This is a genomic window from Thioclava sp. 'Guangxiensis', from assembly GCF_045348365.1.
Classification (GTDB): domain Bacteria; phylum Pseudomonadota; class Alphaproteobacteria; order Rhodobacterales; family Rhodobacteraceae; genus Thioclava; species Thioclava kandeliae.
In genome coordinates this window covers 2,288,731-2,309,444 of sequence record NZ_CP155822.1, presented here as the reverse complement: position 1 = coordinate 2,309,444, position 20,714 = coordinate 2,288,731, and the positions used below count along the sequence as shown (strand labels likewise).

The following is a 20,714-nucleotide window of genomic DNA, read 5'->3' as shown; positions in this document are numbered from 1 at the left end:
CCGTCGATATGCCGATAAAAAAGATCAGGTATTGACCGGTTTTCACGGAATTGGCATATCGGTTGCGTCCAAATAGGAGGTTTCCATGCGTCTGTTTCCGCTTCTCGCGCCAGCTCTCGCGGCCCTGCCCCTGCCTGCGATGGCCGATGTGAACATCTATTCGCACCGTCAGCCCGAGCTTGTTCAGCCGCTGCTGGATGCTTTCACCAAGGAAACCGGTATCAAGGTCAATGTCGCCTATATCGCGCAGGGTATGGTCGAGCGCCTGCAGGCCGAGGGCCGCCGCTCTCCCGCCGATCTGGTGATGACGGTCGATATCGCGCGGCTGACGCAAGTTGTGGATGGCGGCGTCACGCAAGCGGTCGAGGATCCGGCCCTTGATACCGCGATCCCGGCGGCCTTCCGTGACCCTGCCCATCAGTGGTTCGGACTGACCACACGGGCGCGGATCGTCTATGCCTCCAAGGAGCGCGTGGCCGAGGGCGAGATCACCACCTATGAGGATCTGGCCGACCCCAAATGGAAGGGCCGTATCTGCACCCGCCCCTTCACCTCCGATTACAACGTCGCGCTGACCGCCGCCTATCTGATCCATCACGGCGAGGAGGCCACGCGTGACTGGCTGACAGGGCTCAAGGCCAATCTGGCGCTGAAGCCTTCGGGCAATGACAGCAGTCAGGTGAAATCCATCTGGGCGGGTCAATGCGATATCAGCCTTGGTAACACCTATTATATGGGCCAGATGCTGGCCAATGACGAGAGCGCCGAATGGGCCAATAGCGTGTCGATCCGCTTCCCCGTCTTCGAGGGCGGTGGCACACATATGAACATATCGGGCGTCGCGATGACCAAATCCGCCCCCAACAAGGACGAGGCGCTGAGACTGATGGAGTTCCTCGTCTCCGATGAGGCGCAGCATATCTATGCCGAGACCAATCACGAGTTTCCGGTGAAAGAGGGCGTAGATCCTTCGGATCTGGTCAAAAGCTGGGGCGCCTTCACCCCCGACGGGCTCGATCTTGTGGAGATCGCCAGGATGCGTCCCGAGGCCCTCAAGCTGATCGAGGCGGTGAACTTCGACGGTTGACCCAAGCGTCCGGCGGGCATGACGCCCGCTGGACAAATCCCGCGCCTGCGCTCAACCTGCCCCTCCAAAGGAGAGCAGACATGACGCGCAAAATCATCATCGATACCGATCCCGGCCAGGACGATGCCGTGGCCATTCTGCTGGCGCTGGCCAGCCCCGAGCTGGAGCTGCTGGGCATCACCTGTGTCGCAGGCAATGTGCCGCTGGATCTGACGGTAAGCAATGCGCGCAAGATCTGCGAACTGGCAGGACGCCGCGATGTAAGGATCTTTGCGGGCTGCGACAGACCTATGTCACGCGCATTGGTGACGGCCGAGCATGTCCACGGCAAGACCGGCCTTGACGGGATCGTTCTGCCCGAGCCCACAATGCCCGTGCAGGAGCAACATGCGGTGGATTTCATCATCGAAACGTTGCGGGCCGCCGGGGACCGCTCGATCACTCTGGTCCCGATCGGTCCGCTGACCAATATCGCGACCGTGTTGCACCGCGCCCCCGAACTGGCTGCGAAGATCGAGGAGATCGTGCTGATGGGCGGGGCCTATTTCGAGGTCGGCAACATCACTCCCACCGCCGAGTTCAACATCTATGTCGACCCGGAAGCGGCCAAGATCGTGCTGGACGCGGGGGTGAAGGTGACGATGATGCCGCTCGATGTGACGCATAAGGCCATGACCTCCGCCGCGTGGGTGCAGCAGATGCGCGATCTGGGCACGCCTCTCGGCGAGGCGGTGGCGTCCTGGACCGATTTCTTCGAGCGCTTCGATATGGAGAAATACGGCTCGGGCGGCGCGCCACTGCACGACCCTTGCACTATCGGCTACCTGATCGATCCGACGCTGTTTTCCGGCCGTCTCATCAATGTCGAGATCGAGGTGGACTCGCCCTTGACCCTTGGCATGACGGTGGCGGACTGGTGGCGCGTCAGCAAGCGCGCGCCCAATGCCACCTTCATGGGCGAGGTCGATCGCGACCGTTTCTTCGCGCTGATCAGCGACCGCCTCGCCACGCTCTAACCCTCGAGAAGCGCCAGAAGGCGGGTCTCTGCCACGGTCAGCCCGCGCAGCTTCACGGGCGTGATCTCGGGCAGGCCCTCTTCGGCCAGCGCGATGACCTTGGGGTGGATATAGCTGTTGCGGGCGACGGTGGGCGTGTTGTTCAGCCGCTTGGCTGCAGCCGTGGAGAGCGCCTTGATGGTCTCGCCCCCCGCCTCTGCCGCCTCGAATGCCGCCAGCGACCCCGACCATGTGCGGAAGGTCTTGGCAGTAAAATCTCCCTGACCTAGGTCAGACAGATAGGCATTGAGCTGATCGGAGGCCAACGCATGCGGTGCGCCCGCATCATCGAGCCATGTGATCAGCTCGGCCCCCGGCAGATCGCGCGCCTGGTCGAGCACTTTCAACAGCTTGCGGTCTGTGAGCAGGCGCCGCACCTTCTTGCCGCCCTTGGCCGTGTAGCTCAGTCGCAGCCCCTGATCGCAAAGTCGCATCTGGCGGCGGCGGAGCGTCAGCGCCCCGTAGCTGCCATTGGCCTCGGTATAGGCAGCATTGCCGACCCGCATCGCCAGACGGTCGATCAAGAGCACGGCAGCAGCCAGCGCAAACCCCATCTCGCCCGGCCCCTCGGCCAGATCCCGCGTCACGCCGCGCCGGATCCGTGGCAGCGCATGGCCAAAGGCGGCAAGTGTGCCGAATTTTTCGGCGGCCCGCGCCTCGGACCAGAGTGTGTGATAGCGATATTGCTTGCGCGTGCGCGCATCGAACCCCGTGGCCTGCAGATGCCCGTTCTCGCGCGGAGAAATCCAGACATTCTCATAAGCGGGCGGAATGCCCAGAGCCTCGACGCGGGTCCGCTCGGGGCCACGGGCAAGTGTGGTGCCATCGGGCATCATGTAGCTGAAGCCCCGCCCACAGCGCCTGCGCGCGATCCCCGGACGGCTATCGGGATAGAAGCACAGGCCTTTCGGCAGATCCGCCAGACGCGCGCCGTCCATCACCCCGCCTCCAACTCGGAACCGAGCTTGAGCACCCGCGCCCCGTCCTCCTGATGGATCTCGTAGGCGGGGTTCTCGGCGCTGCCATTGCGGGTGATTTTGGAGCCGTCGATCTGGCGCTCGACACGCTCCTCATGGCGCGCGGCGATCTTGCCTCTGGCCTCGCCCTGCCCCCAGTTCCATGTGACCCATTGTCCGGTCCGGTAAGAATTCCCCATAGCCGCCCCCTTCACGATTAGCTACCGCCCAAACGAATTCGGAGGGTCGGGGTTCCCGTCAGCGGCCATGGGGCCTATATCGGAACCAACAGGAGGCCTCTCATGACCGCACCCATCCGCTTCACCAACAGCTATGCCGCCTTGCCCGAGCGTTTCTTCGCGCCGCAAGCCCCCACACCCGTGGCAGCGCCGCAGCTGATCGCCGTCAATGATGCGCTGGCAGGCAATCTGGGCATCGATCCCGCCTTCCTGCGCAGTCCCGAGGGTGTGGCTATGCTCGCGGGCAACCATGTCCCCGAAGGCGCGGCCCCGATCGCGCAGGCCTATGCCGGTCACCAGTTCGGCGGCTGGGTGCCACAACTGGGCGATGGGCGCGCGGTGCTCCTGGGCGAGGTCACGACCCCCGAGGGCCGGTTCGACCTGCAGCTGAAGGGCTCCGGCCCCACGCCGTTTTCGCGCCGTGGCGACGGGCGGGCATGGGTCGGGCCGGTTATCCGCGAATATGTGGTTTCGGAGGCAATGTATGCGCTTGGCCTGCCCACCACACGCGCACTTGGAGCGGCCTTTACCGGCGAGACCATCCTGCGCGACATGAAACAGCGCCCCGGAGCGGTGCTGGCGCGGGTGGCACGCAGCCATGTGCGGGTCGGCACCTTCCAGTATTTCGCCGCGCGCGGCGATGTGGAGGGGCTGCGGACCCTGACCGATCATGTGATCGCGCGGCTCTATCCCGAATGCGAGAGCCCGCTCGACCTCCTCAAGGCGGTGACCGCGGCGCAGGCGACGCTGATCGCGGGCTGGATGAGCCTCGGCTTCATCCATGGCGTGATGAATACCGACAATATGGCGATCTCCGGCGAGACCATCGATTATGGCCCCTGTGCTTTCAGCGATATCTATCATCCCGAGATGGTGTTCAGCTCGATCGACCAATATGGCCGCTATGCCTATGGCGCGCAGCCGCAGATCGCCACGTGGAATCTGGCGCAATTCGCCACCTGCCTTATCCCGCTGATGGGCGAGCAGGAGAAGGCCATCGAGGACGCCACACTGACCATCAATGCGTTCGGTCCGCTCTACCAGAGCCAGTGGCTGAAGCGTTTCGGGCAGAAGATCGGGATTGCCGATGCAGGGATGGAGGAGCTGGACCTGATCCAGGGGCTCCTGACCGCGATGGCTCAGGGTCAGGCCGATTTCACGCGGGTCTTTGCGGCGATGCGCCGAGGAGAGGATGCGGGGGCGGAGTTCATGGACCCTGCCCTGTGGCAAGCCTGGGCGCCCGACTGGCGGGCACGTCTGGCGCGGGAGACCGATCCGCAGGCGGTGATGGCCGAAGCCAATCCGCTGCGCATCCCGCGCAACCATCGCGTGGAGGAGGCGATCAATGCCGCCGAGGCCGGTGATCTGGCCCCGTTCGAGCGCCTGATGCAAGCGCTGGCCGAGCCCTATGCGGAAGCACCGGGCTTTGCCGCCTACGAGAAGGCGCCCGACCTGGGTGAGCGCGTTATGCGCACCTTCTGCGGGACATAACCCCTAGCGTCGCCCGACCCGATTGCCGATCTTGCGGAAGAACCGGCGGTTGCGGGCGACGAAATCCTCGAAGAAAGCGCGGGTAAAACCGGGACCGCGACCATAGAGATAGGCCCAGCCCGCAAGCGCCCCCAAAGCGCCGCCGATCACATCCACGATCAGATCGCCCATCGTGTCCATCAGGCCGGATTTCTGCATATTGGTGCCGAAGATCTGGTCCATGCCGAACTCGAAGATCTCCCAGACCGCGCCAATGGTGACCGCCACCGAGAACGCCATTAGCGCCATCGCCCAGCGAGGCGCGGCATAGCGGTCGCCTTCAAACAGCATGAAAACGAACATGAAGCCTACCAGGCCGAAGCCGAGTGCCGATCCGCCATGCAGCGCGATGTCCCACCACCAGAAGCGGTTGTAGAAATCGAACGCCTCGCCGAGAAAGATCGTGGCGAAGATAAAGCCGGTGATCGCCACAACCAGCGCCGTGGGCATGGAAATTCCGATGCGCGAGCTAACATAGAGCGGCACGAGTGTCAGCCCGAAGGTAAACAGCGCCACCCCCGCAAGTGGCCATTGCCGTTCGACAAGGGCCAGACATAACTCGATGGCCAGAAGCGACCAGATCACGCGCACCGGCCAGGGCTGGCGCAAAAACGCCGCGAGGGGGAGGAAGTTTTTCATAACTCTCATGATGGGGGCAAATCGCAGTGCGGGGAAGATGCTCACGCTCCGCTCACAAAAAATTCTCGGCGAATATATCGCAATATTGGAATTTTTCGCGACGGCAAGGTGACATCCCGCGCATTAGATCTATATCTCTGCGTGAAATTGACCATGCTGACGACCAATGACTCTCCGAATTGCTTCTTATAACATTCATAAATGCGTAGGGGTGGACCGCCGCCGAGATCCCAACCGGATTATCGAGGTGCTCAACACGCTGGATGCCGATATCGTTGCGCTGCAAGAAGTTGACCGCCGGCGCGGCGCGCGTCCGGCTGCGTTGACTGCGTCCCTTATCGAGGCCGAGACGGATTTCTGCACCATCGAGCAACCCCGCACCGGACCCGATAGTCTGGGCTGGCACGGTCAGGCATTTCTGGTGCGCAAGACCGTCGAGATGATCGATTGCAAGGGGATCGAATTGCCCGGCCTCGAGCCGCGCGGCGCGCTGCATCTACATATCAAGGCCGAGGGCGATCTGCCCTTTTCCATTTTTGCAGCCCATCTGGGGCTACGCCGGGCGGACCGGCGCGCGCAATGGACGCGGATAGCCAAGGAGATGCTGGCAGCCTCTCCCGCGCCCGCCCTCGCCATTGGTGACTTCAACGAATGGTCGGGGCGTTCCGGCTTCGAGGCGCTGAGCGGCTTCTCGGTCCATGCACCTGGCGCCACCTACCCCTCGGTCGCGCCGGTCGGCAAGCTGGATCGAATCGTGACCTGCAACCGTGCGAGCATTGCCAAAATGGCAGTGCTCGACACCCAGCTGACGCGGCGTGCCTCGGACCATCTGCCGATCTGGGCTGATGTGAAAGGTCTGCGGCGCCGGCGCTGATCTACCTGACTATGCGTATGTCATACGAACATTCCACAAATTTCATGAAGTTGTGTCGCTAACACTCGCGTTAGCGGTAACAACGCCCTTTTCACTGGGGCTTGGCGAAGTTATAGCTTTACGCGGCCCATTAAGCACAGCTGTGCAACGACAAGGGAAGAGAGTAATATGAGCACCATCATCGATATCCACGCGCGCGAGATCCTCGATAGCCGCGGCAATCCGACCGTCGAAGTCGACGTGATCCTCGAAGACGGCACCATGGGCCGCGCGGCTGTGCCCTCGGGGGCCTCGACCGGCGCTCATGAAGCGGTCGAGAAGCGTGATGGCGACAAGGCCCGCTATATGGGCAAAGGCGTGCTTGACGCGGTTGCCGCCGTGAATGGCGAGATCGCCGAAGCCCTCGTGGGCGCCGATGTCACCGAGCAGGTCGAAATCGACCGCACGATGATCGAGCTGGACGGCACCGAGAACAAGGGCCGCCTTGGCGCGAATGCGATCCTGGGCGTGTCGCTGGCCTGTGCGAAAGCCGCCGCCGATTACACCACCCAGCCGCTTTACCGCTATGTCGGTGGCACCTCGGCCCGCGTTCTGCCGGTTCCAATGATGAACATCATCAACGGCGGCGAGCATGCCGATAACCCGATCGACATCCAAGAATTCATGATCATGCCCGTCTCGGCCGCGAATATCCGCGAAGCCGTTCGTATGGGCTCGGAAGTGTTCCACACGCTGAAAAAAGAGCTGACCGCGATGGGTCTGTCCACCGGTTTGGGCGATGAGGGTGGCTTTGCGCCGAACCTCTCCTCGACCAAAGAAGCGCTCGACGTGATCCTGAAATCCATCGAGAAAGCCGGCTACAAGCCGGGCGAGGATATCTATCTGGCGATGGATTGCGCCTCGACCGAATATTACAAGAACGGCAAATACGAGATGAAGGGGGAAGGCCTCTCGCTCACCTCGGAAGAGAATGCCGACTATCTTGTGAAACTCTGCGAGCAATACCCGATCATCTCGATCGAAGACGGTATGGCGGAAGATGACTGGGCAGGCTGGAAGATCCTGACCGAGAAACTCGGCGACAAGATCCAGCTGGTGGGCGACGATCTGTTCGTGACCAACCCCAAGCGTCTGGCCGATGGCATCGAGCAAGGCGTGGCAAACTCCATGCTGGTGAAAGTGAACCAGATCGGTTCGCTGACCGAGACGCTCGAGGCCGTCGATATGGCCCACCGCGCTCGCTACACCAATGTGATGTCGCACCGCTCGGGCGAGACCGAGGATGCGACCATCGCGGACCTCGCAGTTGCCACCAATTGCGGCCAGATCAAAACCGGCTCGCTGGCGCGTTCGGACCGGTTGGCAAAATACAACCAGCTGATCCGTATCGAGGAAATGCTTGGCGAGACCGCAATCTATGCGGGCCGTTCGATCCTGAAGAAATAAGACTTCGGTGAATACTTCGGAGAAAGGCGCGGAGATTCTCCGCGCCTTTTTTAGTGGCGATACTTTCCGTATTTGGAAAGCGGTTACGCGTAGTTGAGGGAAGACGGAAAACGAAACCACGCGTAGTTTGCCCCTGCGCTACCGGTCGCGTGATCCCTATCCTGCCCCTCATGGGCCGGATCTTCTCCGAAGGACATCTCATGCAAAGACCGCTTATTCTGGGTGTTGCCGCAACGGCTTTCTGGGCCAGCAATTTCGAGGCGACCCGCATCGCCCTTGGCAGCCTGCCGCCTCTAAGCGTGGCAAGCCTGCGCTTTCTCATCGCGACAATCGCGATCCTCGTGCTCCTTATCTGGCGCGAAGGGTTGGCCATGGCGCCTCTCAGGCGGAACCTGCTCGCCTATATCATTCTGGGCATTCTCGGGGTTGCCGGATTCAATGCGGCGCTTTGCATAGGGCTGCAAAGCACGAACCCGCAAACGGCGGCACTGATCATGGCCACCACCCCGATCACCTCTGCCATCTTCGACGCGGTCCTGTCGCGTAAACGCCCAAGCTGGCGCGCATTATCCGGCATGGTACTCAGCTTTGCGGGCGTCGCACTGGTGCTCGCACAGGGGCACATTGACGATATCTCCCGAAGGCTCAACTCCGGCGATCTGGTCATTCTTGCCGGTTCACTGGCATGGGCGGCCTATGGGGTGGGTTGCACGCGCTTTATACGGGGCTCCTCCCCGCTTGCCACAACAAGCTGGACGATGGTTTTCGGCACCCTCGCCCTGATCGGAACGAGCCTCCATGAGGGCAATCTTGTTGCCTTCACTCTAGCCGCATCGCCCTCCAGCCTGATCGCCTCTCTGTGGATGGGGATCCTCGGCTCAATGCTGGCCTATATCTTCTGGACGGCGGCGATCGCCGCGCGCGGCGTGGCAAAGACCGCCATCCTGTTCAATCTCGTGCCGGTCTTTGCGGTGCTGATCGGCTGGGCGCTCGGACAGACACCTGCCCTCCTGCAGATCATCGGCACGGCTCTGACACTCCTCGGGGTCAGCTTGTCCCAGATCACCAGTCCACACTTGACACTGCGCCGCCAACCAACGCTCAATGCGCCATGAGCACTGCAGATGATATCATCGAAACACTCCAGCTGGCCCCCCATCCCGAAGGGGGCCACTATCGCCAGACATGGATCGCCGAAGGCGAAGGCCGCACAGCGGGCACCTGCATCTATTTCCTTCTGAAAGCAGGTGAAGCCAGCCATTGGCACAAGGTCGATTCGACCGAGATCTGGCTCTGGCATGCCGGCGCGCCGCTGACCCTGTCGCTTGCACCAAGCGATACGGGGCCGGCAAAGGACCACCGGCTCGGCCCCGATATCCTCGCCGGAGAGCGCCCGCAGGTGATCGTGCCGCCCCATCACTGGCAGGCAGCCCTTAGCACGGGGGAGTATAGCCTCGTCAGCTGCACCGTCTCGCCCGGCTTCCGGTTCGAGGGCTTTACCCTTGCACCGGAAGGCTTCGACATTCCGCGCGGCTGATCAGTTACTACAGAAGAAGCGCTGACCGTTTTCGGTTACGCCCCAATATTCAACAAAATCAAAGCCGTGATCCGTGCAGACACCCTGCGCCTGCGCGTAATTACGCCCAGCAGGCGCATCATCATCAAAGGTCGGATCAACCTGCGTGAAAGTAATCATCTGGCCGTTATAGGTGTAATCGGGTGCCTTCTGGCGCATCAGAGCTGCGGGAGAGGGCAGATCCGGGACGAACTGGATCGCAGGCAGCCGTGACGCGATGTCGGGCGTATGACCACAGCCCGCCATCATCAGGGGCAGGACAAGAATAAGCGCTTTCATGATGCTCGGCCTCGTTTTTATCGTTATCGGCATGAGCGAAATTACGCGCACCGCCAGACATCACAAAGTCGCGAGCACCAAAGGATTAACAATTGATTAATGCTGTTGCGGAAAGAGCGCGATGTCAGGCAGGCCGGCTGATCTGACCCCCGCCCACCTGCGCAGCCACACCCGTGGTCGACGGTCCCGAGGTGGGCAATCCACGCGCCACCCGCACCGCCAGATAGGCGAATGCCTGCGCCTCCAGCATATCGCCATCAAGCCCGATATCCTCGACAAGCTCCACGGGGCACGGCACGCGTTTTGCGATCTCGGCCACGAGTGCTGCATTGAGCCGGCCACCCCCACAAAGATAGAGCCTCTCGGGCGGGGTCGCAAAATGCTCGAACCCGCGCGCCACCGACGCCGCCGAACAGGCGGTCAGCGTTGCCGCCGAATCGGCATCTCCCATGCCGGAGACCAGTTCGAGCACCCCGTGGAAATCGTTCCGGTCCAATGATTTGGGCGGCATTTTCAGGAAATAGCGATGCTCCAGAAACCGCGCGACCACAGCCTCGTCGACATTCCCCTGCAACGCCAGCGCGCCTCCCTCATCCTGCGAGAGATTGAACCGCAGACGCATCAGATCGTTGATCGGTGCATTGGCCGGACCTGTGTCAAAGGCCAGAACCGCCCCGTCGGCCTCTGGTCCGGTCAGACGCGGATCGACCCATGTCACATTGCCGACCCCGCCGAGATTGAGAAAAACGCAAGGCGCGGTGAGCCCCGCCCATTTAGCACAGGCGAAATGGAAATAGGGCGCAAGCGGCGCGCCCTGCCCGCCAAGTGCGACATCCGCCGTGCGGAAATCCCAGACCACAGGCTTGCCCAGCACCTCCGCCAGCACCGCGCCATCGCCCGCCTGATGGGTGCCACGCCCGCCCGGATCATGCGCCAGTGTCTGACCATGGAAGCCCACAATCTCGGCCTCGGAAAAGCCCGAGAGGATTTCGGCATGCACCGTCTCGACGACCTCCGCCGCAGGCTCGACCGCAGGCTCGCCCTGCCACAGCCCGAGTGCCGCATGCAGGATACCGCGCTCCTCGTCACTATAGCCACGATAATCCACGCGCCCGAAATCGAGAATCCGCTCACCATCCGTCAGCACGACAGCCGCATCCACGCCATCGAGCGAGGTGCCCGACATCGCGCCAACTGCCCAGACAGGTCCTGCTTTCAACATGGCTTCCCCTTTACCTGACCAAGCGATATACGCATGCCTATCAGAAAGGAACAAGCCAGATGACATACCATCCCAAATCGGATTTCCTGCGCATCATCACCGAGCGCGGATTCCTGGCCGACTGCACCGACCTGCAGGAGCTGGACCAGAAACTCTATTCCGGGACGGTCACTGCCTATATCGGCTATGACGCGACGGCCGCCTCGCTGCATGTGGGTCACCTGCTCAACATCATGCTGCTGCGCTGGTTCCAGAAATGTGGCCATAAGCCGGTCACGCTCATGGGTGGCGGCACGACCAAGGTGGGCGATCCCTCCTTCCGTTCGGATGAGCGCCCGCTTTTGGGACCCGAGCAGATCCAGTCGAATATCGACGGCATGCAGCAAGTCTTCGACCGCTATCTCGACTATAGCGAGGGCGGCAATGGCGCGCTCATGCTCAATAATGCCGAATGGCTCGACAGCCTGAACTATCTCGACTTCCTGCGCGATATCGGGCGGCATTTCTCGGTCAACCGGATGCTCTCCTTCGAGAGCGTGAAATCGCGTCTGGACCGCGAACAGTCGCTGTCCTTCCTCGAATTCAACTACATGATCTTGCAGGCCTATGACTTCCTCGAGCTGAACCGCCGCTATGGCTGTGCGCTCCAGATGGGTGGCTCGGACCAATGGGGCAATATCATCAACGGGATTGACCTGACCCGTCGTGTGCTTGATAACGAGATCTATGGCCTGACCACGCCACTGCTGACCACCTCGGATGGCCGCAAGATGGGCAAGTCCCAAGGCGGCGCGATGTGGCTCAATGCCGAGATGCTCAGCCCCTACGAGTTCTGGCAGTTCTGGCGCAACACCACGGATGCCGATGTAGGCCGCTTCCTCAAACTCTATACCGAACTGCCGGTCGAGGAATGCGACCGCCTTGCAGCCCTTCAGGGCTCGGAGATCAACGAGGGCAAAATCATCCTCGCCCGCGAGGTCACCACGCTTCTGCATGGTGCCGAGGCGGCCGCCGCCGCCGAGGCCACCGCGCGTGAGGTCTTCGAAAAAGGCGGCACCGGCGAGGATCTTCCGACCCTCAGCCTCTCGGCCGAAGAATTGGGCGATGGCATCAGCCTGGCCCAACTCGTAACCCGTTCGGGCCTTGCCAAAACCGGTAAGGATGGCAAACGCCTGATCGGTGAAGGCGGGCTGAAAGTGAATGACGAAACCTGCACCGAAGCGGGCCGTATGTTCACCGCCACCGATTTCGAGACACCGGTCAAACTCTCGGCTGGCAAGAAACGCCACGCGCTCGTGCAACTGGGTTGATCCCCACAACGCCAGATCCGAGCCATATCCATCTTGAAGGGGCGCCCTCACCGGCGCCCTTTTGCAATTCCAGCGTCTCTAAATATCCTCGGGGGTGAATTTGCGCGCAGCGCAAAGAGGGGGCGCGAGCGTCCCCTTACCCCGCATGCCAAAAGGAAAAGGCGGAGCAAACGCCCCGCCTTCCCAACTCAGTTCCGGATACAATCAGGCGGGCTCATGCGCCAGGGACGCCGCATGGATATCGTCGATCGCCTTCGCCAGTGCCGCATCGAATTCCTCGTCCGTCTGCTTGTCCGACATGCCTTCGGTCAGCGCGCGGGAGAAGGAGGCGATCATGCCATCATTCTTTGCCAAGATCGCATTGGCCTCGTCACGCGAGTAGCCGCCCGACAGGGCCACCAGCTTCAGCACACGCGGGTGATCGACCAGCGGCTTGTAGAAATTCGGCACGCTCGGCAGCGAGAGCTTCAGCATCACCTGCTGGTCTTCCGGCAGGGCGTCGAGCTGCTTGAGGATCTCCTCGCGCAGGATCGCTTCAGCCTCGACCTTATCGGCGATCGAGATGGTCACTTCCGGCTCGATGATCGGCATCAGACCGTGCTTGATGACAATCGCGCCCAGCTCGAACTGTTGTGCCACCACGGCGGCAATCCCCTCGGGGTTGGCGGCCGAGACGACCGAGCGCATCTTGGTGCCGAAGATACCTGCTGCCGCCGCGCGGTCCAGAAGATCCTCGAAGCCCGGGATCGGCTTGAGAAGCTGGCAACCGTTCTCCTCGTCGAGCATCCCCTTATCGGTCTTCAGGAAGGGCACCACGCCGCATTTCTCGGCCAGATAGGTGGCGGTCGGGATACCGTCGATCTCGCGATCCATGGTCTGCTCGAACAGGATCGCCCCGATCACCTTGCCGTTGGAGAAGGCCGGCGATTTGATGATCCGCGTCCGCATCTTGTGGATCAGGTCGAACATTTCGGCATCGTTGGAATATTCGCTCTCCTCGATACCGTAAAGGCGCAGCGCCTTCGGAGTCGAACCGCCCGATTGGTCAAGCGCGGCGATAAACCCGTCACCTTTTGAAATCTGTTCGGTTTGTTGCGCGTTCGGCATATGTCTCTCCCTCCAGCACGGAGTATGAATAATGGGCCAAGTCCAGACCTAGCGCGACGGAGGGGCTTAGACAATCTTGATGGCGCTAACCTTTTCGGATTCTTTCATTTTGTCATGAAGCTTGGCGCAATGCTGCCAGTATTCGGGCATCTTTCACGCCAGATGGCAAAAGGGGCAGCCTTCAGGCCGCCCCTTCGCGTCATGTTTACAAGGACCTCTTACGCGCCAAGCGCTGCCACGCCCGGCAGGGTTTTACCTTCCATCCATTCGAGGAAAGCACCACCTGCGGTTGAGATATAGCTGAAGGTCTCTGCAGCGCCCGCCTTGTTGAGCGCCGCAACCGTATCCCCGCCACCGGCGACCGAAATCAACCTGCCCTCGGCCGTCAGTTCGGCGGCCTTGGCGGCGGCGGCATTGGTGGCCGTATCGAACGGCGCGATCTCGAAGGCCCCGAGCGGTCCGTTCCAGATCAGCGTGCGCGAACCCTCGAAGGCCTTGACGATCTGCGCCACGGCCTCGGGACCGGCATCAAGGATCATCGCATCCTCGGGGCAGGCATCCGCCGCCACGGTCTCGCTCTTGGCATTGGCCTTGAACTCGCGCGCCACCACCACATCCGCAGGCAGGATGATGGTGCAGCCTGCCGCTTTTGCCTTCTCGAGAATCTCGAGCGCGGTGTCGGCCATATCCCGTTCCGCGAGCGATTTGCCGACATCGATACCCTGCGCCACGAGGAAGGTATTGGCCATGCCCCCGCCGATCACCAGATTATCGACCTTGCTGACAAGATTGCCCAAGAGGTCCAGCTTGGTCGAGACCTTCGCCCCACCCACGACCGCCGTGACCGGACGTTCAGGCTCGCCAAGTGCCGCCTCGAGCGCCTTCAGTTCGGCCTCCATCAGCCGACCCGCCGCGCAGGGCAACACATGGGCCAGCGCTTCAGTCGAGGCATGGGCACGGTGCGCGGCCGAGAAGGCATCATTGATATAGACAGACCCGAGCGCGCCCATGGCAGCGGCCAGCTCGCGGTCGTTCTTTTCCTCGCCCTCATGGAAGCGGGTGTTCTCCAGCAGCAAAACCTCGCCCTCGGGCAGTGCCGCCACCGCGCGTTTGGCCGGACCGCCGATGCAATCCTCGGCGAAATGCACCGGCACGCCGAAGGCTTCGGCCAATGCGGGCACCAGCGGCTTGAGGCTCATCTCCGGCACGATTTTGCCCTTGGGGCGGCCGAAATGTGCCAACAGAACGGGTTTTCCGCCTTTGGCCAAGATGTCCTTCACGGTCGGCACGATCTTGTCGATGCGCGTGGTATCGGTCACGCGCCCGTCCTCGACGGGGACATTGATGTCGACGCGAACCAGAGCAACCTTGCCCTCCAGGTCCAGATCATCAAGGGTTTTCCAAGCCATAGGGTGTCTCCTCATTCCGGCGCCTTGGCTCATATAGACGGCGCCTCTTTGGCGGCAACTTGCACTGCGGATCGGGGCCCGTCAACAGAGGCGATCACCCGCCCTGAACACCCCGTGACGGGCTGTGACAGGCTGTGAGAGCGAAAAACTCAGGTTTCGGCTTTCCATGGCGGCATGGTCGTGTAGATTGCAGGCCAGATTCAGGAGGACCTTATGGCCGAATATAAAGATCCCGAAAACACCATCATCATCGAGCTGAAGGATGGTCCGGTTGTCATCGAACTGATGCCCGAGATCGCGCCGAAACATGCCGAGCGCATGAAGCAGCTGGCCCGCGACGGAGCCTATGACAACGTGGCCTTCCACCGCGTGATCGACGGTTTCATGGCGCAGACCGGCGACGTGGAAAACGCGAATATGGAAAAAGACTACAATCCGGGCCGCGCAGGCACCGGCGGGTCGCAATATGATGATCTTCCCGCAGAATTCTCGCGCATCCCGCATGATCGCGGCACGCTGGGTGCTGCGCGTTCGATGAACCCGAACTCGGCCAACTCGCAGTTCTTCATCAACTTCTCGGACAACCACTTCCTCAACGGCCAATACACCGTTTATGGCCGCGTGATCGCAGGTATGGACAATGTCGACAAGATCGTGCGTGGCGAGCCCCCGAAAAACCCCGACCGTATGATCAAGGTCACGGTGGCTGCCGATGCGTAATCTTGTTGCGGCAGCCCTGTTTGCAATGGGCGCCGGGGCAATGACCACCGGAGCCTATGCTCAGGACACGGCCCCTGACGGGCCCGGTCCGAATCTTGTGCTCGAGATCGGCGGATCGGTTCAAGGCGAGGTGGTCATCGACCTTCTCCCCGATGTGGCTCCCAAAGCCGCCGAACGTCTGGAAGAGCTGGCCGAGAAAGGCGAGTATAATGACGTGGTCTTCCACCGCGTCATCGACGGATTCATGGCACAGACCGGTGACGTGCAGTTCGGAAAACGCGGATCATCGCAGATTTCGATGGCCGGCATGGGCGGTTCGACCGAACCCGACCTTCCGGCAGAATTCTCGAACCGGAAATTCGTGCGCGGCATCGTCGGCATGGCCCGCTCGCAAAACCCGGATTCGGCCAATTCGCAGTTCTTCATCATGTTTGCCGATGCGCCCCATCTGAATGGCCAATACACCGTTGTGGGTCATGTCGTAAAAGGCATGGACATCGTCGACCAGATCAAGAAGGGCGACAGCGCCAAGAATGGTCTGGTGGATGAGCCCGATTATATCGTCTCGGCCAAGGTCGAGAAGTAATCCGGCCTCTGGCTTCCATAAAAGGCGCCCCCGCGGGCGCCTTTTTCATTTTCGGCCCTCGGCCCCGCCAGAAATAGCTAGGCGTTAAGCTCCCTTCATGCCATAATTCGTCCATTGCCCGACAAGAGGCATCGCGAGTTTCGCACCATATTTGGCAGAGCAGTGAGGCGCGTGTCCCCGCGCCCGACATAGGCAGAACATGCAGCAGAAAAACCGGGCGGTCGGGCCGCTGATCTTCTTTTCCATCGCCTTCGTGCTTGCGGCGTATTTCACCTTTGCGGCTGTGCAGGGGTCTTACGGGATCTTCAAGCGCGTCCAGATCGAGGCGGAGATTGCCGATATGACCCAGAAGCGCGACACGCTGCGCGACGAGGTGACGAGGATGGCGAATCTGACGCACCGGCTTTCGGATGACTATCTCGATCTCGACCTCCTCGACCAGCAGGCCCGCAATATTCTCGGGCTGGTGCGCGGCGACGAGGTCGTCATCCGCTGAGCCCCTCCACAGTGGCGCCACATCCGGACCCGCAGGCAAGGCTTGCGGGTTTTTGCATTACCCTGTCTGACATAATCGTGTCGCTCGCCCTTTTTTCATTGGCAGGCAATGCGGTGATTGTGTTCCTGAAAGCTTTCCGCTAGAAATGGTTTAATACTGAACTATCCGCTTTTAGGGAGGATGCCTATGGCTGCTCGCAAGAGTTCGGGGACTGCACCGAAGGCCGGTGCCAACGTCTCCAAGGACGAGCTACTCAGCTACTACCGTGACATGCTGCTGATCCGCCGCTTCGAAGAGAAGGCAGGCCAGCTTTATGGTATGGGTCTGATCGGTGGTTTCTGCCACCTCTATATTGGTCAGGAGGCTGTTGTTGTCGGTCTCGAGGCCGCCGCGAAAGAGGGCGACAAGCGCGTTACCTCCTATCGCGATCACGGGCATATGCTTGCCTGCGGCATGGACGCCAAAGGCGTGATGGCCGAGCTGACGGGCCGCGAGGGCGGCTATTCGAAAGGTAAAGGCGGCTCCATGCACATGTTCTCGAAAGAGAAACATTTCTATGGTGGCCATGGCATCGTGGGCGCACAGGTGCCGATCGGTGCGGGTCTGGCCTTTGCCGACAAATACAAGGGCAATGACAATGTGACCTTCGCCTATTTCGGCGATGGCGCGGCCAACCAAGGCCAGGTCTATGAGACCTATAACATGGCGCAGCTATGGGATCTTCCGGTCGTCTTCGTGATCGAGAACAACCAGTATGCGATGGGCACGAGCGTCCAGCGTTCGACCAAATCCCCGGCGCTCTGGAAGCGCGGCGAGGCCTATGGCATCGCGGGTGAGGAAGTCGACGGGATGGATGTTCTGGCCGTGAAAGCCGCAGGCGAAAAAGCCGTGGCGCACTGCCGTGCGGGCAAAGGCCCCTATATCCTCGAAGTGAAGACCTATCGTTACCGCGGCCACTCGATGTCGGACCCCGCGAAATACCGGACCCGCGATGAAGTGCAGAAGATGCGCGAAGAGCGTGATGCCATCGAGCATGTGCGCCAGCTCCTGCTGACCGGCGAGCACGCAACCGAAGATGACCTGAAGGCCATCGACAAGGATATCAAGGCGATCGTCAACGAGTCGGCCGAATTCGCGAAAGAAAGCCCCGAGCCCGCGCTCGAAGAGCTCTGGACCGATATCTACGCCGAAGTCGCACCGCAGAACGCCTGAGAGGGAATACACGAATGGCAACTGAAATCCTGATGCCCGCCCTGTCGCCCACCATGGAAGAGGGCACTCTGGCGCGCTGGCTGAAGAAAGAAGGCGATACCGTCTCCGCAGGGGACATTATCGCCGAGATCGAAACCGATAAGGCGACGATGGAGTTCGAAGCGGTCGACGAGGGCACGCTGGGCAAGATCCTGATCGAGGAAGGCACCGAGGGCGTAAAGGTCAACACGCCTATCGCCGTGCTGCTCGAGGAAGGCGAATCCGCCGATGATATCGAGACGGCTTCGGCACCTGCCGCAGAGGCCGCCCCTGCCCCCGCATCGGTTCCTGCAACCGCCAAATCCGATGAGGCCCCCGAGGCACCGCTGGCGCCGAATACCGCCGCAGACTGGCCCGAAGGCACCGAGATGAAGACCCAGACGGTCCGCGAAGCCCTGCGCGACGCGATGGCCGAAGAGATGCGCGGCGACGAGAACGTGTATCTGATGGGTGAGGAAGTGGCCGAATACCAGGGCGCTTACAAGATCTCCCAAGGCCTGCTGGACGAGTTCGGCTCGAAGCGCGTGATCGACACGCCGATCACCGAGCATGGCTTCGCCGGTATCGCGGTCGGCGCGGCCTTTGGCGGCCTGCGTCCGATCGTCGAGTTCATGACCTTCAACTTCGCCATGCAGGCGATCGACCAGATCATCAACTCGGCTGCCAAGACCCTCTACATGTCGGGCGGCCAGATGGGCGCACCGATGGTGTTCCGTGGCCCGAACGGCGCCGCCGCCCGTGTGGGCGCGCAGCACAGCCAGGATTACGCCGCATGGTATGCGCAGATCCCGGGCCTCAAGGTCGTGCAGCCCTACTCGGCAGCCGATGCGAAGGGTCTCTTGAAATCGGCAATCCGTGATCCGAACCCCGTCATCTTCCTCGAAAACGAGATCCTCTACGGGAAATCCTTCGAAGTGCCGGTGATGGACGATTTCACGGTTCCGATCGGCAAGGCAAAAGTCTGGCGCGAAGGCACCGATGTGACCATCGTCTCCTTCGGGATCGGCATGACCTATGCGCTGGAAGCGGCCGAGAAGCTCGCGGCAGATGGCATCTCGGCAGAGGTCATCGACCTGCGCTCAATCCGTCCGCTCGATTATGACACCGTGCTGGCTTCGGTCATGAAGACCAACCGCTGCGTCACCGTCGAAGAAGGCTTCCCCGTCTGTTCCATCGGCAACCACCTCTCTGCTGTCATCATGGAACGCGCCTTCGACTATCTCGACGCGCCCGTGATCAACTGCACCGGTAAAGACGTGCCGATGCCCTATGCCGCCAACCTCGAGAAACTGGCTCTTGTCACCACCGATGAAGTCATCGCTGCGGTGAAAAAAGTCACCTATCGCTAAGGAGATCCAGAGATGGCAACTGAAATCCTGATGCCGGCCCTTTCTCCGACGATGGAAGAAGGCACGCTGGCGCGCTGGCTCAAGAAGGAAGGCGACACCGTCGCCTCCGGCGACATCATCGCGGAAATCGAGACCGATAAGGCGACGATGGAATTCGAGGCGGTGGATGAAGGTGTTCTGGGCAAGATCCTGATCGCCGAAGGCACCGAGGGCGTGAAGGTCAACACGCCCATCGCTGTTATGCTCGAAGAGGGCGAGGATGCCTCGGCCATCGAGACCGCCTCCAATCCGGCAGCGCCCGCGAAATCCGAGGCGCCGGCAGAGGCACCGAAAGCAGAGGCGGCCCCTGCAGCAGCCGCTGCTCCGGCAGCCCCCGCCAAGGATGGCAAGCGTCTCTTCGCCTCGCCGCTGGCCCGCCGTATCGCGGCCCAGAAAGGTCTGGATCTGGCGACCATCGCAGGCTCCGGGCCTCGTGGCCGGATCGTGAAGGCCGATGTCGAAGGTGCAAGCGCAGCTCCCAAAGCCGCGGCTGCAGCTCCGGCCAAAACCGACGCGCCTGTCGCCAAAGCTGCACCTGCTGGCCCTTCGGCCGATGCCGTCATCAAGATGTATGAGGGCCGCGAGTTCGAAGAGGTCAAGCTGGACGGGATGCGCAAGACGATTGCCGCGCGCCTCTCGGAAGCCAAGCAGACGATCCCGCATTTCTACCTGCGCCGCGACATCAAGCTGGATGCGCTGCTGAAGTTCCGCTCGCAGCTGAACAAGCAGCTGGAAGGCCGTGGGGTCAAACTGTCGGTGAACGACTTCATCATCAAGGCCGTGGCGCAAGCGCTGCAGGCCGTGCCGGACGCCAATGCCGTCTGGGCGGGCGACCGGGTGCTGAAGCTGAAACCGTCGGATGTGGCCGTGGCCGTGGCGATCGAGGGCGGCCTCTTCACGCCGGTGTTGAAAGACGCCGATATGAAGTCGCTTTCCGCGCTGTCTTCCGAGATGAAGGATCTGGCCAAACGTGCCCGCGATCGCAAACTCGCGCCGCATGAATATCAGGGCGGCTCCTTCGCAATCTCCAACCTCGGCATGTTCGGTATCGACAATTTCGATGCCATCGTGAACCCGCCCCATGCCGGTATCCTTGCCGTCGGTGGTGGTGTGAAAAAGCCGGTGGTGAATGCCGAAGGCGAAATCGAAGTGGCCACCGTGATGTCGGTCACCATGTCGGTCGATCACCGTGTGATCGACGGGGCGCTTGGTGCGGACCTTCTGAAGGTTATCGTCGAGAACCTCGAGAACCCGATGACCATGCTGGCATAATTGCCTCTCGAACCGGTTTGAAAGGCGCCCGGCACCGGGCGCCTTTTCCTATTTACCCTCGGGAGATAGGTCACGCAGCTTGCTGCGCTTCAAGATTGCTTCATGATTTTTGCACTCGCGCTAACATCCTGCAAAACGCCGTCGGATTCACGTCATTTTGAGGTAAACTCACAAAAGCTCACGGATCTGCGAAACCTTGTCATGCTCTAAGGGTTTAGTTGCATGGGATGGTCTGAAAGGCTGTCCGCTCCATGCAACAACATCTGGAAAAA

21 protein-coding genes are annotated in these 20,714 nt (G+C 61.2%); 14 read left to right on the top strand and 7 right to left on the bottom strand.

The window, feature by feature from the left end; genetic code table 11:
- Positions 1 to 85 precede the first annotated feature (85 nt).
- Both ABEB22_RS11455 and ABEB22_RS11450 read left to right on the top strand, forming a co-directional pair.
- Positions 86 to 1,087, top strand: coding sequence for a Fe(3+) ABC transporter substrate-binding protein (locus ABEB22_RS11455; protein WP_350935888.1), 1,002 nt, complete (start codon positions 86 to 88; stop codon positions 1,085 to 1,087).
- Between the two features lie 80 nt (positions 1,088 to 1,167).
- Positions 1,168 to 2,103, top strand: coding sequence for a nucleoside hydrolase (locus tag ABEB22_RS11450; protein WP_350935890.1), 936 nt, complete (start codon positions 1,168 to 1,170; stop codon positions 2,101 to 2,103).
- On the opposite strand, the gene ABEB22_RS11445 is transcribed toward ABEB22_RS11450, so the two are convergent.
- Together ABEB22_RS11445 and ABEB22_RS11440 are read right to left on the bottom strand one after the other, a co-directional pair.
- Positions 2,100 to 3,080 (bottom strand): DNA topoisomerase IB, encoded by a 981-nt coding sequence (locus ABEB22_RS11445; protein WP_350935892.1) that lies wholly within the window; start codon positions 3,078 to 3,080, stop codon positions 2,100 to 2,102. The genes ABEB22_RS11450 and ABEB22_RS11445 overlap by 4 nt on opposite strands.
- Positions 3,080 to 3,298, bottom strand: a complete 219-nt coding sequence (locus ABEB22_RS11440) for a DUF2945 domain-containing protein (protein WP_339112703.1) — start codon at positions 3,296 to 3,298, stop codon at positions 3,080 to 3,082. Before ABEB22_RS11440 ends, ABEB22_RS11445 begins: the two co-directional genes overlap by 1 nt.
- A 102-nt stretch (positions 3,299 to 3,400) precedes the next feature.
- Here ABEB22_RS11440 and ABEB22_RS11435 point away from each other — a divergent pair, with 102 nt between their 5' ends.
- The gene (locus ABEB22_RS11435) at positions 3,401 to 4,828 is read left to right on the top strand and encodes a protein adenylyltransferase SelO (protein ID WP_350935896.1); all 1,428 of its coding nucleotides are present in this window, start codon (positions 3,401 to 3,403) and stop codon (positions 4,826 to 4,828) included.
- A 3-nt stretch (positions 4,829 to 4,831) separates the two neighbouring features.
- On the opposite strand, the gene ABEB22_RS11430 is transcribed toward ABEB22_RS11435, so the two are convergent.
- Positions 4,832 to 5,506: a hypothetical protein gene (locus ABEB22_RS11430; protein ID WP_406870320.1), complete on the bottom strand. Its 675-nt coding sequence runs from the start codon at positions 5,504 to 5,506 to the stop codon at positions 4,832 to 4,834.
- Between the two features lie 166 nt (positions 5,507 to 5,672).
- On the opposite strand from ABEB22_RS11430, the gene ABEB22_RS11425 reads away from it, so the two are divergent.
- The 4 genes from ABEB22_RS11425 to ABEB22_RS11410 all read left to right on the top strand — a co-directional run bounded on the left by ABEB22_RS11425 (position 5,673) and on the right by ABEB22_RS11410 (position 9,363).
- Entirely contained in the window at positions 5,673 to 6,380 is a 708-nt protein-coding gene (locus tag ABEB22_RS11425) for an endonuclease/exonuclease/phosphatase family protein (RefSeq protein WP_339112706.1), read from the top strand.
- A 168-nt stretch (positions 6,381 to 6,548) separates the two neighbouring features.
- Positions 6,549 to 7,826 (top strand): phosphopyruvate hydratase, encoded by a 1,278-nt coding sequence (gene eno, locus ABEB22_RS11420; protein WP_406870319.1) that lies wholly within the window; start codon positions 6,549 to 6,551, stop codon positions 7,824 to 7,826.
- Positions 7,827 to 8,026: 200 nt separating this feature from the next.
- Positions 8,027 to 8,941 carry a DMT family transporter gene (locus ABEB22_RS11415; protein WP_406870318.1) on the top strand — a complete coding sequence of 305 codons (915 nt, stop codon included), beginning with the start codon at positions 8,027 to 8,029 and terminating at the stop codon, positions 8,939 to 8,941.
- Positions 8,938 to 9,363: a cupin domain-containing protein gene (locus tag ABEB22_RS11410; RefSeq protein ID WP_406870317.1), complete on the top strand. Its 426-nt coding sequence runs from the start codon at positions 8,938 to 8,940 to the stop codon at positions 9,361 to 9,363. Before ABEB22_RS11415 ends, ABEB22_RS11410 begins: the two co-directional genes overlap by 4 nt.
- Here ABEB22_RS11410 and ABEB22_RS11405 read toward each other — a convergent pair whose 3' ends face one another.
- Together ABEB22_RS11405 and ABEB22_RS11400 are read right to left on the bottom strand one after the other, a co-directional pair.
- Positions 9,364 to 9,681, bottom strand: a complete 318-nt coding sequence (locus ABEB22_RS11405; protein WP_350935907.1) for a hypothetical protein — start codon at positions 9,679 to 9,681, stop codon at positions 9,364 to 9,366.
- A gap of 124 nt (positions 9,682 to 9,805) precedes the next feature.
- On the bottom strand, positions 9,806 to 10,903 hold the full coding sequence (locus ABEB22_RS11400) for an anhydro-N-acetylmuramic acid kinase (RefSeq protein ID WP_406870316.1): 1,098 nt from the start codon (positions 10,901 to 10,903) through the stop codon (positions 9,806 to 9,808).
- Positions 10,904 to 10,962: 59 nt separating this feature from the next.
- On the opposite strand from ABEB22_RS11400, the gene tyrS reads away from it, so the two are divergent.
- The gene (gene tyrS, locus ABEB22_RS11395) at positions 10,963 to 12,213 is read left to right on the top strand and encodes a tyrosine--tRNA ligase (RefSeq protein ID WP_339112712.1); all 1,251 of its coding nucleotides are present in this window, start codon (positions 10,963 to 10,965) and stop codon (positions 12,211 to 12,213) included.
- A 204-nt stretch (positions 12,214 to 12,417) separates the two neighbouring features.
- Here the strand turns inward: tyrS and ABEB22_RS11390 are convergent, their stop codons facing one another.
- Together ABEB22_RS11390 and ABEB22_RS11385 are read right to left on the bottom strand one after the other, a co-directional pair.
- On the bottom strand, positions 12,418 to 13,320 hold the full coding sequence (locus ABEB22_RS11390) for a fructose bisphosphate aldolase (RefSeq protein ID WP_339112713.1): 903 nt from the start codon (positions 13,318 to 13,320) through the stop codon (positions 12,418 to 12,420).
- A 218-nt stretch (positions 13,321 to 13,538) separates the two neighbouring features.
- Positions 13,539 to 14,729 (bottom strand): phosphoglycerate kinase, encoded by a 1,191-nt coding sequence (locus tag ABEB22_RS11385; RefSeq protein ID WP_406870315.1) that lies wholly within the window; start codon positions 14,727 to 14,729, stop codon positions 13,539 to 13,541.
- 213 nt (positions 14,730 to 14,942) lie between these two features.
- Between ABEB22_RS11385 and ABEB22_RS11380 the strand changes: the two genes are divergently transcribed.
- The 6 genes from ABEB22_RS11380 (at position 14,943) to ABEB22_RS11355 (ending at position 20,442) form a co-directional block, all read left to right on the top strand.
- Positions 14,943 to 15,449: a peptidylprolyl isomerase gene (locus tag ABEB22_RS11380; protein ID WP_339112715.1), complete on the top strand. Its 507-nt coding sequence runs from the start codon at positions 14,943 to 14,945 to the stop codon at positions 15,447 to 15,449.
- Positions 15,442 to 16,035 carry a peptidylprolyl isomerase gene (locus tag ABEB22_RS11375; protein ID WP_406870314.1) on the top strand — a complete coding sequence of 198 codons (594 nt, stop codon included), beginning with the start codon at positions 15,442 to 15,444 and terminating at the stop codon, positions 16,033 to 16,035. Before ABEB22_RS11380 ends, ABEB22_RS11375 begins: the two co-directional genes overlap by 8 nt.
- A gap of 199 nt (positions 16,036 to 16,234) precedes the next feature.
- Positions 16,235 to 16,531 carry a septum formation initiator family protein gene (locus tag ABEB22_RS11370; RefSeq protein ID WP_406870313.1) on the top strand — a complete coding sequence of 99 codons (297 nt, stop codon included), beginning with the start codon at positions 16,235 to 16,237 and terminating at the stop codon, positions 16,529 to 16,531.
- A gap of 186 nt (positions 16,532 to 16,717) precedes the next feature.
- Positions 16,718 to 17,743 carry a pyruvate dehydrogenase (acetyl-transferring) E1 component subunit alpha gene (gene pdhA, locus ABEB22_RS11365; protein WP_339112717.1) on the top strand — a complete coding sequence of 342 codons (1,026 nt, stop codon included), beginning with the start codon at positions 16,718 to 16,720 and terminating at the stop codon, positions 17,741 to 17,743.
- Positions 17,744 to 17,757: 14 nt separating this feature from the next.
- A complete protein-coding gene (locus ABEB22_RS11360) occupies positions 17,758 to 19,131 on the top strand; it encodes a pyruvate dehydrogenase complex E1 component subunit beta (protein ID WP_339112718.1) in 1,374 nt (457 codons plus the stop codon).
- A 12-nt stretch (positions 19,132 to 19,143) separates the two neighbouring features.
- Positions 19,144 to 20,442: a pyruvate dehydrogenase complex dihydrolipoamide acetyltransferase gene (locus tag ABEB22_RS11355; protein WP_406870312.1), complete on the top strand. Its 1,299-nt coding sequence runs from the start codon at positions 19,144 to 19,146 to the stop codon at positions 20,440 to 20,442.
- The last annotated feature ends 272 nt before the right edge of the window (positions 20,443 to 20,714 follow it).